This window comes from Enterocloster lavalensis (assembly GCF_046603895.1).
Lineage (GTDB): Bacteria > Bacillota > Clostridia > Lachnospirales > Lachnospiraceae > Enterocloster > Enterocloster lavalensis.
Map to the genome: position 1 here is coordinate 3,047,154 of NZ_CP176637.1, position 13,507 is coordinate 3,060,660.

The window sequence follows — 13,507 nt, forward strand, 5'->3', positions numbered from 1 at the left end:
TAAAATAAGAGGACTTCTACGCTGGAATCGTTCAAACTGCGGATTTAAGGGCATTGTACCGTAAATTTCACGGTAAATAAACGAAATTAAGCAATTAATTCTGTTTACATATTTATTGACTTTAACAAGTTAACTTGTTATAATTTTTCCTAACGTGTGTGACGGATTGAAGAGTAGGCACGGAAGATACTGCATAACATATTACAAGGAGGGCTAGAGGATGTCTTATGTTGATGAGATTTACGAGAGAGTAGTGGCGCAGAATCCGGGTGAGCCGGAGTTCCACCAGGCCGTTAAGGAGGTTTTGGATTCCTTAAAGCTGGTGATTGACGCAAATGAGGACAAATACCGCAAGGCCGGAGTTCTGGAGCGCTTTGTGGAGCCGGAGCGGGTGATTTCCTTCCGCGTGCCGTGGGTGGACGACAATGGAAACGTGCAGGTGAACAAGGGATACCGCGTTCAGTTCAACAGCGCCATCGGACCCTACAAGGGCGGACTGCGTTTTCATCCCAGCGTCAACCAGGGCATCCTGAAATTCCTCGGTTTTGAGCAGACCCTGAAGAATTCCCTCACCGGCCTTCCCATGGGCGGCGGCAAGGGCGGTTCCAACTTCGATCCCAAGGGTAAATCCGACCGCGAGGTGATGGCGTTCTGCCAGAGCTTTATGACCGAGCTGTACCGTCACATTGGCAAGGACACGGATATCCCGGCCGGCGACATCGGCGTGGGCGGCAGAGAAGTGGGCTACCTGTACGGGCAGTACAAGAGAATCACCGGACTGTATGAGGGCGTGCTGACCGGCAAGGGCCTGACCTTCGGCGGCTCCCTGGCCAGAACCCAGGCTACGGGCTACGGCCTGATCTACATCTTAAATGAGATGTTAAAGCACAACGGCAAGGAGCTGGCAGGCAAGACCGTGCTGGTTTCCGGTTCCGGAAACGTGGCAATCTACGCCACCGAGAAGGTTCAGCAGCTGGGCGCCAAGGTGGTGGCCATGAGCGACTCCAACGGATACATCTACGATAAGGACGGCATCAAGCTGGATGTGGTGAAGGAGATCAAGGAAGTGAAGAGAGGACGCATTAAGGAGTATGTGGACGCAGTTCCCACCGCGGTTTACACCGAGGGCAAGGGAATCTGGACCATCCCCTGCGACATCGCCCTTCCCTGCGCGACCCAGAACGAGTTAAACGGCGAGGACGCGAAGACCCTGCTGGCAAACGGCTGCTTCGCCGTGGCCGAGGGCGCAAACATGCCTTCCACCCTGGAAGCCACCGAGCTGTTTGTGGAGAAAAAGATCCTGTTCATGCCCGGCAAGGCGGCCAACGCAGGCGGCGTAGCCACCTCCGGCCTGGAGCAGAGCCAGAACTCCCTGAGAATGTCCTGGAGCTTTGAGGAAGTGGATGAGAAGCTGCACGGCATCATGGTCAACATCTTCGCCAAGGCGGCTGACGCGGCCGAGCGCTACGGCGTGCCGGGCAACTATGTTGCAGGCGCCAACATCGCGGGCTTTGAGAAGGTTGTGGAAGCGATGATGGCACAGGGAATTGTGTAAATTGAACGGAACAATTCAGATCATAGAATCCATCAGGAAAATGCCCGGGGAGCGTTGCTGCTCTGCCGGGCGGTTTTTTTTGTCTGGACGATGCTTCGGGTACAGCCAGCGGGCCGCTATTCAAAGAAATTTAAGAAACACAACAGGATTTGTAAGATGATTGTGGGGTAAAAATGCATTAAACTGTAGGTAAGACACTGGGGAACAAAATGGTCCGGCGAAACGTATGACCGGGAAAGAAGGAGGAAATCATGAGAAAATTGCGAAACATATTGCTGCTTGCCGCAACGATTTCCCTGTTTACAGGGTTTAGCGCCTACGCGGAAAACTACTGGTGGGTGAACGCATTGGGAGAGTGGGGTTACAGTGCCAACGACGGCAATCTGCGGGACGGCTGGTACTGGATTGACGGAAACCGGGACGGCTCGGCGGAGTGCTACTATTTTCAGTTATACAGCCTGCTGACCGACACGGTGACGCCCGACGGCTGTCAGGTGAACGGACAGGGCGCGTGGACGGTGGACGGAATGGTCCAGACCCGCCGGACCGGCGAGACGGCAGGGGCGTATCGTTCCAGCTACGCCTATGATTTCGGCAAGGCGAACCCGGACACACCCAGGGGACGGATTCCGCTGGCGGAAAACGGCCAGGCCTTTGACAAGTCCGTGGGAAGAGCGGAGCAGCGGGGCTGGGTGGAGGACCAGGGCTGGCGTTATATCCGGGATAACGGCACCTATATCATAGGCGAATGGTCCTGGATCAACCACAAATGCTACTGCTTTGACGGGAACGGCGTGATGTATGCCGATACTGTCACACCGGACGGTTATCAGGTGAACGATCAGGGGCAGTGGGTAGTGGACGGGGTGGTGCAGACGGATCTTTAGAGACCGGGCCTCAGTCTACCCCCTGCATCCCCTTCATACCGCGCATCTCCCGCGTCATAAAGACCACCGCCAGCGCCGCGGCCGTCAGATCCGCCACCGGGGCGGAGTACATGACCCCGTCGATGCCGAAAAACATGGGCAGGATGATGATCAGCGGCAGCAGGAACAGTATCTGCCGGGTCAGGGAGATAAAGATTCCCTTTTTCGCCTTGCCGATGGAAGTGAAGAAGTTGGCCGTGATGGGCTGGATTCCGTTCAGGAAGGTGAAAAACAGGAAGATGCGGAAATACTGCTCCGCAAAGTGGTAGTATTCCTCGCTGCCGGACCCGAAGATGCGGATGATCTGACGGGGGAACAGCTGAAAGCATAGGAAGGAGCAGGTGGAAATGGTGGTGGCAATCACCGCCGCTTTTAAGTAAGACTCCCGCACCCGCTTGTATTTTGCAGCTCCGTAGTTGAAGCTGACAATGGGCTGAAGGCCCTGGGACAGCCCGATCACCAGGGAGAAGAAGATCATATTCACCTTGGTAATGATCCCGGCGCAGGCCAGCGGAATCTCGCTGCCGTAGTTGGACTGGGCTCCGTAGTAGCGCAGGATATTGTTCATCACAATCTGCACGATCATCATCGCCAGCTGGTTAAAGCAGGGCGCCATGCCAAGGGAGAGAATAGCCCGGCAGTGTTCCGGGGAGGGCACAAGGGCCTTAAGGGTCAGCTTGACCGTCTTAAAGCGGCACAGATAGGCGATCACCATGATGCCGGAGATGATCTGGCCGATGATCGTAGCCAGGGCGGCTCCCGCCATCCCCATGTGGAAGGTGAAGATGAACAACGGATCCAGAATCGTGTTCAAAACCGCGCCCGTCAGCGTGCACAGCATGGAAAACCGCGGGCTTCCGTCCGCGCGGATCAGGTTGGATCCACCGGTGGTGAGAATCAGGAAGGGAAATCCCAGAGAGGTAATCCCGGTGTAGGTCAGGGAGTAGTCCAACACGTCCGGCGTGGCCCCGAACAGCACCATCATGGGCCGCAGAAACAGCCGCACGGTCAGGCAGAGCAAAACGCCGATGGAGAACAGCAGCATGATGGCGTTTCCGGCGTAGCGCACCGCCTCGTCCCGCTTTCCGCGCCCCATGGACAGGTTGAAATTGGCCGCGCCGCCGATGCCGCACATCAGGGACACCGCGGTGCAGGTGATGGTCAGGGGAAACGCCACGTTGGTGGCCGCGTTTCCCAAGATTCCCACGCTTCTGCCGATATAAAACTGGTCCACAATGTTGTAGAGGGCGCTGACCAGCATGGCGATGATGCTGGGGACCGCAAAGCGCACCAACAGGCGGTTGATCGGCTGGCTGCCGAGCGGATTTTCGCGATTCTGTGAATTATCTGACATAAAACATACCTCGTCTTTCGCATGATCGAACTGCCGATAACGGCAGTAAAATAACAGATTCCCCTTTCGGACGGCTGTTCCGGCGGGGAATCTGCTGTTTACAATTAATATCAGTATACTACTGCAAAACAATTTCCGTCAAGAACCCGAACCTGAAAATGATCATTGGTTATCCTTTGAAATATCAGAAAATTTTTGAAACCCAGGTGACATTTTCTGCCAACACCTCTATAATAGAATCACAGACAGACGCCCGGGGCTGAATATTTTCCATCAAAGACCGGCGCGTTCACATTTTAAAAACGGAGGGAACATTATGGCAGAAACTATGATTTCATCTTTTGACGGGACGAAGCTGTATCTGAACCGGGAGACAGAGGCCGGAAACCGGGCCATCGCGGTGATTGTCCACGGACTCTGCGAGCATCAGGGGCGCTACGACTACATGGCAAAATGCCTTCATGAGAGCGGAATCGGCACCTACCGCTTTGACCACCGGGGCCACGGCCGTTCCGAGGGCGAGGATACATATTATGGGGACTTCAACGAGATGCTGGACGACGTCAACGTGGTGGTGGATATGGCCATTGCCAATCACCCCGACCTGCCGGTATTTCTCATCGGCCACAGCATGGGCGGCTTCGCGGTTTCCCTGTACGGCGTCAAATACCCGGACAAACGCCTGCGCGGCATCGTAACCAGCGGCGCTCTGACCCACGATTTCGCCAATCTGATCACCGGCGTTCCGGCGGGACAGGATCCCCACGGAAAGCTGCCCAACGAGCTGGGCGGCGGCGTCTGCTCCGTGGCCGAGGTGGTGGACTGGTATGGAAAAGACCCCAACAACCGCAAAACCTTTACATTCGGTCTTTGCTACGCCATCGTGGAAGGCTTAAACTGGTTCTCTCCCAAAAAGCAGGACTTTAAATACCCCGTTCTTATGCTGCACGGGGAAAAGGACGGTCTGGTCAGCGTCCGGGACACCTACGAATTTTTCGCCTCCGCGTCGTCCGCTGACCGGCAGATGAAGATTTACGGCAATCTCTTCCACGAAATCTTCAACGAATACTGCCGGGACGAGGTCATCGGAAATGTAATCGGCTGGATCATCAACCGAATTTGAGAAAATAAGACAAAGGAGCTGTCGCTTTAGCGATTGAAAATCGTGAGCGGCAGCTTCCTTTTTTTCCCTTTCTGTCAATTCCTAAATGACATATCATTGTTTTGAACAATATTCCTCTCAAATAGCATACTTTAACAGACCTGTGTCACCAGGCCTTGTTTCTCCGATTCGATTTTTTCATTCAAGCTGCTTTTAATGCAAATAAATGTGTGCCGGTTTTTCCTTTTTGAATCTTATTATGCAGTTTGTTCAGATTCTTCGCCATTGCAAGTAGAACACTTTCGGCAAGGACATTTTGTGCGCCACGGCTTAAATATCTTCGGAACTGCATATCCTGTTTCAACTCCCCGAACGAACCTTCTGCCTGTATACTCCTGTTTATCCGCATCAGGATTCCTTCTTCTGATCGGATTCGTTCCAGATCTTCCTGTCTGTATTTCAGAAAGGTTCTTGCAACAGAAAGAACTTTATTTCTCTTTTCCATTGGGGTCTTGCAGTTGTTTCCTTTGATACACTCGCTTTTATAGGGGCAATTTTCACAGGAGGTACACTGATAAATATTTTTCTTACTGACATATCCTGTTTTCGATTTGGAATGCCGGATATATACAAGCGGCAGTTCCCTGCCGTTTTTACAAATATACAAATCTTTTTCTGCAGCATAATCCATGTTTTCCATCCGGCCGATATCATTTTTATAGTTCCTTCTTTTAGAGATTTCATAATTCGATGGTTTTATGAATGCAGTCTGTCCGTTCTCTTCCAGAAACAGATAATTCTCTTCACTTTCATATCCCGCATCTGCAACGATCTTTATATACTTAAATTTCAGGTATTCTTTAGCTTCTTTGAGGAACGGGATCAACGTCGCAGTATCGGTCGGCTGCGGCCCGACCGTCAGCCAGGTAATGTATTCGGAGTCAACACCGTGCTGAAGGTTAAATGCCGGTTTTAGCTGCCCATTGCCCATAGCATCTTCCTTCATCCGCATAAAAGTCGCATCCGGGTCTGTTTTGGAAAAACTGTTCCGTTCCCCGCAGGTGTGGAGTTTTTGCGTATAACCTTTTAATCGGTCCAGATAGTCCTCCAGTGTTTCAATACGTTTCTGAAGAGGCGTTTTTCTTTTACCGATTCCATGAACAAACTCGATATTTTCTTCCTGTTTCAGAACATGAAATTTCAGGGGAGGCAATCTTCATTGACGGAACTAAAATAGAAGCCTGCGCCAATAAATATACCTTTGTCTGGAAAAAAGCATTTACCAAAAATCAGGCAAAACTGTTGGTGAAAATCGCAGATTTGATTGCTGAATGTGAACAACTTTACGATTTAAGGATTGTCCATGGAGATACTGTCAAAATAAAACATGTGAAACGACTGCGAAAAAAGCTGTCCCAGATCAAACAGCTTATTTGACATTTCAGCCAAAATCCTTTTGGCACATGGAGCAAAATGAAGGCTGCGGAATCTGGCGAAGGTGGCATGATCTGGGACAGAGGCCCCTTCCAGAAGGTACATAAAGTTGATATCCCTCTTACAGTTTTGTTCCATGCAACGGGAAGAATAATCACCGTTCATGTAAGAGTATAGAACAATTTTCAGAAGGGTTCTTGGCGATACCGTATTTATTCTCTCGTAGGTAGAATACAGGTCAGTTAAATCCATTCCCTCCACAAACTGACTCAGCAGCCGCACAGAATCGTCTTCCGGGATAATTGTTTCAAGATTCAGAGGAAGTTTTAGTTGATATCCGTCCTCATTCAAAGTATAATTCTTGTGTAAAGTAATAGGTAGTCGCATACTTATATTTTACACCAACAGCCGGGCTTTTCGAAGCCCGGCTGTAACTTTTTGCGCGGAAAAGGAGCTGCGCACTAATTTCTTAGTGCGACAGCCCCTATTTAGATGCAATGTGCGGCTGGCGCAGTCTGCGGACGATAACTCAGCTGCAATCATTCGCCGGTGCCATTGCCGGTGTATTGCACCGATCAAAAATCAATTACTTTTTAACAAACTGTTTGTCAAACTCCGCGTTAAAATAATAGAAGTTCTTGGCATCCAGCTGGGATTTGATCTTTTCCAGCGCCTCGCCGAACCGCTGGAAATGCACGACCTCACGCTCCCGCAGGAATTTTAAGGGCTCCAGCACCTCCGGGTTGTCGATCACACGGATCAGGTTGTCGTAAGTGGTTCTGGCCTTCTGCTCCGCGGCCAGGTCCTCGTGCAGGTCCGTGATGGCGTCGCCCTTGGACTGGAACTCGCAGGCGTTAAAAGGAACGCCTGCCGCGGCCGTGGGCCAGAGGGCGGTGGTGTGGTCGATATAATAGGCGTCGAAACCAGCGGTTTTAACCTGCTCGGGAGTCAGATTCTTGGTCAGCTGGTAGATAATGGCGCAGATGATTTCCAGATGGGCCAATTCCTCGGTACCGATATCGGTCAAAAGGCCGCCCACTTCCTTGCAGGGCATGGTGTAGCGCTGGCTGAGATAACGCATGGAAGCGGCCAGCTCTCCGTCGGGGCCGCCGAACTGGCTGATAATCAGGGATGCCGTCTTGGGGCAGGTCTTGGTGATGTTCACCGGGCATTGAAGCCGTTTTTCATAAGTCCACATTATACATTTCCTCCTTCCCAGGGAAGCGGTCCGTCGGACCAGGTAAAATGCTTCTGGCCCGGATACTTGGTAAAGGTCTCGGTCTGGTTGTTGGTGTCAGGGCAGATACAGTCCTGGGTCAGCGGTTCGAATTCCTTGGCGTACTCTTTCAGAAGCTGTTTGCGCTTCTCCATGGCCTGGCTGAAGGACTGAAGGGCGTTCTCGTCCAGCGGATGGGTGTCCAGAAACAGGTTTAAGTCATTGACGACAAAGCTCACCTCGTTGATTTCCTTTAACATCTGCTTGCGGTCAGGCATGCTTCTCACCTCCAGTCACATAAAAGGGCTTGTCCAGACAGGGGAAAATCGTTCCCTGTTTGAGGGCTGTAGCCGCGTTATAAGGCGTTTCCCAGGGCTGCATGGGAACAGTGGCGATGGCCAGGGGCAGAATGTCCTGAGCCATTTCTAAATTTTTACAAAAATCCATTTTCAACACTCCTTTCATCATAAATGTCAGCTTGTGCGGATTAAAGCTTCATGTTTAGTATGAGCCTGAGGATGAAAATTACGTTACGAAAAATTTGTAAGCCCAGCCATTAAAAATAGTTGTGAATTACAACTTGCTTAATATAATAAATAGAAATGGCGCTTTTGGTTTATTTAATTAAGTTTTTTATTAATATAATTAACAAACAAAAGATATTTGATACCCCATTTACCTTTTTCGTGATTGGTGTTATGCTCACCGTAGAACAAAATAATTCTGGAAGAAAGGGCCAGATAACAGGAGGAGAAACGAACAATGATGACCAGAGAGGAATCTGATTCAATCGGGACAATGCAGGTCCCGGAAAAAGCGTACTACGGGGTTCAGGCGCTGCGGGCGCGGAACAATTTCCACATCACGGGAAGGCCGCTCCACACGGAGTTTATCCGGAACCTGGTGCGCATCAAAAAAGCGGCGGCTATGACCAATATGGCGGCGCACGTGCTGGATGAGAGCATCGGAGGCGCCATTATCAAGGCCTGCGACGAGATCATTTCCGGGAAGCTGCATCAGGCGTTTATCGTGGACGCCATCCAGGGAGGAGCGGGGACCTCAGCAAATATGAATGCGAATGAAGTGATTGCCAACCGGGCCATTGAAATCCTGGGGGGCAGGAAGGGGGATTACTCCATCGTCCATCCCAACGATCATGTGAACATGGCCCAGTCCACCAACGACGTGATACCCTGCGCGGGCAAGCTGACCATGATGGGACTGCTGCCGCGGCTGATCGAGGAGCTGGAGCGCCTGCAGAAGGCGTTCAGCGACAAGGCGGTGGAGTTCGACGATGTGGTGAAGATGGGCAGGACTCAGCTGCAGGACGCGGTGCCCATCCGCCTGGGACAATCCTTTGAGGCGTACGCCAATGTGGTGGGACGGGATATCAGCCGTTTAAAGGGGCTTAAAAAGGATCTGAGGGCGTTAAACATCGGCGCAACAGCGGTGGGAACGGCCATCAACGTGAACCCGGTTTACCTGTTCCAGATCATCAAAAATATCAACCTGATCTGCGGCACGGACTGCTATCAGGCGGACGATTTGTTCGACGCAACCCAGAACCTGGACTGCTTTGTGCACGTCTCGGGGGCGCTGAAAACCTGCGCGTCCAGCCTGTCCAAGATCTGCAACGACCTGCGCCTGCTCTCCAGCGGCCCTCACGCCGGACTGGGGGAGATCAACCTGCCGCCCAAGCAGAACGGTTCCTCCATCATGCCGGGCAAGATCAACCCGGTGATTCCCGAGGTGGTCTCCCAGGTGGCGTTCAACGTCATCGGCAACGACGTGACCGTAACCATGGCCGCGGAGGCCGGGCAGCTGGAGTTAAACGCCTTCGAGCCGGTGATCTTCTACAAGATTTTTGAGTCCATCGACACCCTGGGGGGCGCGGTGACCACCCTGATCGACAACTGTGTTCTGGGAATCACCGCCAACCGCGACCGCTGCCGCAGGCTGGTGGAGACCAGCTCCGCGCTGGCTACGGCCTTGTGTCCCAGCCTGGGCTACAAGCTCTCCGCTGAGATCGCGAAAAAGGCCCTGAGCACCGGGATTCCGGTGCGGCAGATCGTGCTGGAGGAGGGGCTGATGACCCAGGAACAGCTGGACCGCTGCCTGAACTTAAAGGACATGACCCAGCCGGGCCATCTGGTGGAGTACCGGAAGATCGGCGCAGGGAAGTCAGAAAAAACAGAATAATATATAAAACAAAAACCAGGCGAGGGGGATACAAGCCTGGTTTTTGTTTCTACAATATGGGGGGATTTATATTAAACTATAAGGGAGGTCAGATGAACGGCGATTCATCTGTATCTCGTTTACGAAGGTTATTATACGCTAAAAACATTGCAAATTCCATTGTTGGAAGCAATCTAAATATTGCAAATCGCCCAAGACGTGGTACAATGGGCACAGGATCAATTATGAGAGGAAGAATGTGGAAATGTACCAGGAAACCAGCCTGAAAACGGACCGGATGATCTACGCCAACACCCGCAGCGACGAGGCGGACATGGACTACCGGATGCACTGTCACAACAGCTACGAAATCTACTACATCATCACCGGTAACGTGGAGTATCTGCTGGAGGGCCGGGACTGCCGTCCCAGGCCCGGAACCCTGATAATCATTGCCCCGGACTGCTTTCACGGACTGAAGGTGCTGGACGGACAGGTGTACCACCGCATCCGCCTGCACTTTACGAAGGAGGTCCTGGACGAGAGGGAGCGTCTGCTCCTTGAACCCTTCCGGGGCGGCTGGCGGCGCTTTGACGAGCAGTTTGGGCTGGAGTGGTATTTCCGGGCGGTGGAACAGTGCCGGGAATACGGGAAGGAGTTGCAGGATATTGCAATCCGCGCAAGCATCACCGCGCTTTTGTCCCGTATATTTGCAATATCCGAGAAAGAACCGGCGCGGCAGAACCAGGCGCGGAATCAGGCCCAGGACATCATTCGCTATATCAACGATCATCTGGCGGAGCCGCTGACGCTGGAGGGGCTGGCCCGGGACTTTTTTGTCAGCAAGAATCATCTGACCGCCATATTCAAGCGCGCCACCGGAACCACGGTAGCCAGCTATATCCTATATAAACGTATGGCGGCGGCCAGAAAGGAGCTGTCCCAGGGCACGCCGGCAGCCGAGGCCGCAGCCCGGGCGGGATTTGGGGATTATTCCAGCTTTTTCAGGGCTTATAAAAAGATGTTCGGCTATCCGCCCTCGGACAAGCGGGCCTTAAAGCTGCCGGATATGGATCAGAGCGGGGCGTTTTAAGGCGGATTGAGCGTTGGATAAAAATGGCAGTTTTTTCTTGACAGGATCAGACCTCCGTGCTATTATCAATTAAACCTATAGGCATACTAGGAATTATGGAGGAATTGACATGGGAGAGAAAATCAGGAGAAGCCAGAGAAATTTCCACTTTGAGACCATCCAATTACACGCGGGCCAGGAGCAGCCGGATCCGGCCACCGGGGCCAGGGTTGTGCCGATCTACCAGACCTCGTCCTTTGTGTTTGACAACTGCGCCCACGCGGAGGCCAGGTTTAACCTTTCGGACGCGGGTAATATTTACGGCAGGCTTACCAACCCGACCCAGGACGTGTTTGAGCGGCGGATGGCGGCTCTGGAAGGCGGCGTGGCCGCCCTGGCCACCGCGTCCGGCGCCGCGGCTCTGGCCTACACCTTCGAGAACCTGACCAGGGCCGGCGATCACCTGGTGGCGGCCCGGAATATTTACGGAGGCACCTACAATTTTCTTGCCCATACCCTGGCTGAGTACGGGGTCACCACCACATTTGTGGATCCCTCGGATTTAAAGGCGGTGGAACAGGCCATCCGGGAGAACACCAAGGGGGTGTTTATCGAGACTCTGGGCAATCCCAATTCCGACGTATCCGATATCCGCGCCATCGCCGATATTGCCCATCGCAGCCGCATTCCCCTGGTGATCGACAATACCTTTGGAACGCCTTACCTGATCCGCCCCATTGAATACGGCGCGGATATTGTGGTGCACTCGGCCACCAAGTTCATCGGGGGACACGGAACCACCCTGGGCGGAGTTATCGTGGACGGCGGGCGCTTCGACTGGGTGGCGTCCGGTAAATTTCCCGGGCTCACCGAACCCAACGCCAGCTACCACGGAATCCGCTTTGCCCAGGACGTGGGGCCCGCCGCCTTTGTCACCAGAATCCGGGCGATTCTGCTGCGGGATATGGGCGCTGCGCTGGCTCCGATGAGCGCGTTTCTTCTGCTCCAGGGGCTGGAGACCCTGTCCCTGCGCGTGTACCGCCATGTGGAGAACGCCCTGAAGGTGGTGGAGTATCTGTTGGGCCACCCGTCGGTGGAGGCGGTGCATCACCCGGCGGTGAGCGCCGATCCGGTTCAGCAGAGGCTTTACCGGGAGTATTTTCCGAAGGGCGGCGGTTCCATTTTCACCTTTGAGATCAAGGGCGGCGGGAAGGCGGCCAGGGCCTTTATTGACAACCTGGAACTCTTTTCCCTGCTGGCAAACGTGGCGGATGTGAAATCTCTGGTGATCCATCCCGCCTCCACCACCCACTCCCAGCTGAGCGGCGGGGAGCTGGCGGCCCAGGGGATTCGTCCGGGCACCATCCGCCTGTCCGTAGGCACGGAACACATCGAGGACATTCTTCAGGATCTGGAGGAGGCGTTCAGGGCGGCCGGGGCGGAGGTTTAAACCGCGGCCGTGATTCCGGGGGTTCCACAAAAACATTCAACATAATCAAACGAAAATCCCGTTGCTGGTTAAAGCGATCCTGTGCTATACTGAACATAAGTGACAGTTGTGATTAAATGTGAAGGACTGGGAGTATGGTACACGAGGAAAAAACAGGCTGTTTTAAGTTTGGCGACCGGAAATGGTCGGAGTATGTTTTAGATACCTCGTCCACGGGTCTGTGGAGTATGGTGACGGACCGCGAGATGCGGGAAACCAGAATGTATGTGGACCGGACAATGGCGAAGCTTCTGGGACTGCCGGAGAATTTGACTCCGGAGGATTGTTTTGAATTTTGGTACAAGCGGATCAACAGGGGAAATTATTCCTATGTGAATGAAGCCCTGAGCAAGATGTTTACCACGGAAAAGCTCTGCGAGGTACAGTACACCTGGAATCACCCGGAATGGGGCGATATCCCGGTGCGGTGCGCCGGAAAGGTCCGGGAGATGGAGAACGGCCTGTTCCTCGTCTCCGGATACCACCAGAACATGGCCAATCTGGACCAGATGAAGCGGTGGTCCTTAAACATGGGCTGGCAGGAGATTTTTGAGTACAATGTGACCAGCCGCACCGCGCTGGTGTACACGGACCGCATGCTGACCTACGGGGGCCAGCGGCAGATTCGCAATTTCCCCCAGAGCTGGGTGGAGGACGGAATCGTGCACCCGGATTTCCAGGACGCGTTTCTTCAGACCTTCGAGGCGGTTAAGAAGGGGGAGGAACAGAGCTTCTGCGAGCTGCGTCTGAAGAATCAGGAGCGGGAGTACAGCTGGTTCCGTATGGAGCTGGAGGTGACCGGAAGCGAGGAGGGAAGCCCGGAGATCATTCTGGGCCGGTTGGACGACATCTCCAAGCAGAAGGCCATGGAGACCGCCTATATCCGGGAGAGCCGCCTCAACCGGGCGCTTTTGGGCAACGCGTCGGCGTACGCGGAGGCGGACATCACGGCGGGGACCGTGGAGCGGGTGGGCGGAAACTGGATGTTCTATGAGAAAGCTTCCGAGACCAGGAGCTACGAGCAGATGATCCTGGAGGGATCCCGGCGAAGGGTTTACGGCAAGGACCGCAGAAAATACATCGAATATATGGACCGGAAGAGCCTTCTGGCCGCATTCCGCCGGGGCAGTGAGAAGCTGGAATGCGAGTACCGGCGTCTGACGGACCAGAACTAGGTGTGC

12 protein-coding genes and 2 pseudogenes are annotated in these 13,507 nt (G+C 53.4%); 8 read left to right on the plus strand and 6 right to left on the minus strand.

Annotation, left to right across the window (positions count from 1 at the left end):
* Positions 1 to 220: 220 nt before the first annotated feature.
* Together gdhA and ACK2JC_RS13545 are read left to right on the plus strand one after the other, a co-directional pair.
* Positions 221 to 1,555 (plus strand): NADP-specific glutamate dehydrogenase, encoded by a 1,335-nt coding sequence (gene gdhA / locus ACK2JC_RS13540; protein WP_092362480.1) that lies wholly within the window; start codon positions 221 to 223, stop codon positions 1,553 to 1,555.
* Positions 1,556 to 1,806: 251 nt separating this feature from the next.
* Positions 1,807 to 2,442 carry a hypothetical protein gene (locus tag ACK2JC_RS13545; protein WP_092362482.1) on the plus strand — a complete coding sequence of 212 codons (636 nt, stop codon included), beginning with the start codon at positions 1,807 to 1,809 and terminating at the stop codon, positions 2,440 to 2,442.
* Between the two features lie 10 nt (positions 2,443 to 2,452).
* Here the strand turns inward: ACK2JC_RS13545 and ACK2JC_RS13550 are convergent, their stop codons facing one another.
* Positions 2,453 to 3,835: an MATE family efflux transporter gene (locus tag ACK2JC_RS13550; RefSeq protein ID WP_320937648.1), complete on the minus strand. Its 1,383-nt coding sequence runs from the start codon at positions 3,833 to 3,835 to the stop codon at positions 2,453 to 2,455.
* 316 nt (positions 3,836 to 4,151) lie between these two features.
* On the opposite strand from ACK2JC_RS13550, the gene ACK2JC_RS13555 reads away from it, so the two are divergent.
* Positions 4,152 to 4,958 carry an alpha/beta hydrolase gene (locus ACK2JC_RS13555; RefSeq protein ID WP_092362486.1) on the plus strand — a complete coding sequence of 269 codons (807 nt, stop codon included), beginning with the start codon at positions 4,152 to 4,154 and terminating at the stop codon, positions 4,956 to 4,958.
* A 181-nt stretch (positions 4,959 to 5,139) separates the two neighbouring features.
* On the opposite strand, the pseudogene ACK2JC_RS13560 reads toward ACK2JC_RS13555, so the two are convergent.
* A pseudogene (locus ACK2JC_RS13560) lies at positions 5,140 to 6,132 on the minus strand (transposase); the annotation flags it as partial.
* Between ACK2JC_RS13560 and ACK2JC_RS13565 the strand changes: the two are divergent.
* A complete protein-coding gene (locus tag ACK2JC_RS13565; RefSeq protein ID WP_411338537.1) occupies positions 6,048 to 6,374 on the plus strand; it encodes a hypothetical protein in 327 nt (108 codons plus the stop codon). The pseudogene ACK2JC_RS13560 and the gene ACK2JC_RS13565 overlap by 85 nt on opposite strands.
* On the opposite strand, the pseudogene ACK2JC_RS13570 reads toward ACK2JC_RS13565, so the two are convergent.
* The 4 genes and pseudogenes from ACK2JC_RS13570 to ACK2JC_RS13585 all read right to left on the minus strand — a co-directional run.
* Positions 6,350 to 6,758: pseudogene (locus ACK2JC_RS13570) on the minus strand (transposase); the annotation flags it as partial. The gene ACK2JC_RS13565 and the pseudogene ACK2JC_RS13570 sit on opposite strands and share 25 nt — an antisense overlap.
* Positions 6,759 to 6,957: 199 nt before the next feature.
* A complete protein-coding gene (locus ACK2JC_RS13575; RefSeq protein ID WP_007705798.1) occupies positions 6,958 to 7,569 on the minus strand; it encodes a manganese catalase family protein in 612 nt (203 codons plus the stop codon).
* Entirely contained in the window at positions 7,569 to 7,865 is a 297-nt protein-coding gene (locus ACK2JC_RS13580) for a spore coat protein CotJB (RefSeq protein ID WP_092362488.1), read from the minus strand. Before ACK2JC_RS13580 ends, ACK2JC_RS13575 begins: the two co-directional genes overlap by 1 nt.
* Complete coding sequence (locus ACK2JC_RS13585; RefSeq protein ID WP_320938051.1) at positions 7,858 to 8,034, minus strand: spore coat associated protein CotJA; 177 nt, start codon at positions 8,032 to 8,034, stop codon at positions 7,858 to 7,860. Before ACK2JC_RS13585 ends, ACK2JC_RS13580 begins: the two co-directional genes overlap by 8 nt.
* 315 nt (positions 8,035 to 8,349) lie before the next feature.
* Here ACK2JC_RS13585 and ACK2JC_RS13590 point away from each other — a divergent pair, with 315 nt between their 5' ends.
* The 4 genes from ACK2JC_RS13590 (at position 8,350) to ACK2JC_RS13605 (ending at position 13,501) form a co-directional block, all read left to right on the plus strand.
* The gene (locus ACK2JC_RS13590; RefSeq protein WP_092362490.1) at positions 8,350 to 9,786 is read left to right on the plus strand and encodes an aspartate ammonia-lyase; all 1,437 of its coding nucleotides are present in this window, start codon (positions 8,350 to 8,352) and stop codon (positions 9,784 to 9,786) included.
* 244 nt (positions 9,787 to 10,030) lie between these two features.
* The gene (locus ACK2JC_RS13595) at positions 10,031 to 10,858 is read left to right on the plus strand and encodes an AraC family transcriptional regulator (RefSeq protein WP_227169509.1); all 828 of its coding nucleotides are present in this window, start codon (positions 10,031 to 10,033) and stop codon (positions 10,856 to 10,858) included.
* 109 nt (positions 10,859 to 10,967) lie between these two features.
* Entirely contained in the window at positions 10,968 to 12,287 is a 1,320-nt protein-coding gene (locus ACK2JC_RS13600; RefSeq protein ID WP_368272250.1) for an O-acetylhomoserine aminocarboxypropyltransferase/cysteine synthase family protein, read from the plus strand.
* A gap of 134 nt (positions 12,288 to 12,421) precedes the next feature.
* Entirely contained in the window at positions 12,422 to 13,501 is a 1,080-nt protein-coding gene (locus ACK2JC_RS13605; RefSeq protein WP_320938053.1) for a hypothetical protein, read from the plus strand.
* Positions 13,502 to 13,507: the final 6 nt, after the last annotated feature.

What these genes read in the sequence shown, in the direction of transcription:
- gdhA (WP_092362480.1), top strand. Translation starts at nt 221, where the DNA reads ATGTCTTATGTTGATGAGATTTACGAGAGAGTAGTGGCGCAGAATCCG.
- ACK2JC_RS13545 (WP_092362482.1), top strand. Translation starts at nt 1,807, where the DNA reads ATGAGAAAATTGCGAAACATATTGCTGCTTGCCGCAACGATTTCCCTG.
- ACK2JC_RS13550 (WP_320937648.1), bottom strand. Translation starts at nt 3,835, where the DNA reads ATGTCAGATAATTCACAGAATCGCGAAAATCCGCTCGGCAGCCAGCCG.
- ACK2JC_RS13555 (WP_092362486.1), top strand. Translation starts at nt 4,152, where the DNA reads ATGGCAGAAACTATGATTTCATCTTTTGACGGGACGAAGCTGTATCTG.
- ACK2JC_RS13575 (WP_007705798.1), bottom strand. Translation starts at nt 7,569, where the DNA reads ATGTGGACTTATGAAAAACGGCTTCAATGCCCGGTGAACATCACCAAG.
- ACK2JC_RS13580 (WP_092362488.1), bottom strand. Translation starts at nt 7,865, where the DNA reads ATGCCTGACCGCAAGCAGATGTTAAAGGAAATCAACGAGGTGAGCTTT.
- ACK2JC_RS13585 (WP_320938051.1), bottom strand. Translation starts at nt 8,034, where the DNA reads ATGGATTTTTGTAAAAATTTAGAAATGGCTCAGGACATTCTGCCCCTG.
- ACK2JC_RS13590 (WP_092362490.1), top strand. Translation starts at nt 8,350, where the DNA reads ATGATGACCAGAGAGGAATCTGATTCAATCGGGACAATGCAGGTCCCG.
- ACK2JC_RS13595 (WP_227169509.1), top strand. Translation starts at nt 10,031, where the DNA reads ATGTACCAGGAAACCAGCCTGAAAACGGACCGGATGATCTACGCCAAC.
- ACK2JC_RS13600 (WP_368272250.1), top strand. Translation starts at nt 10,968, where the DNA reads ATGGGAGAGAAAATCAGGAGAAGCCAGAGAAATTTCCACTTTGAGACC.
- ACK2JC_RS13605 (WP_320938053.1), top strand. Translation starts at nt 12,422, where the DNA reads ATGGTACACGAGGAAAAAACAGGCTGTTTTAAGTTTGGCGACCGGAAA.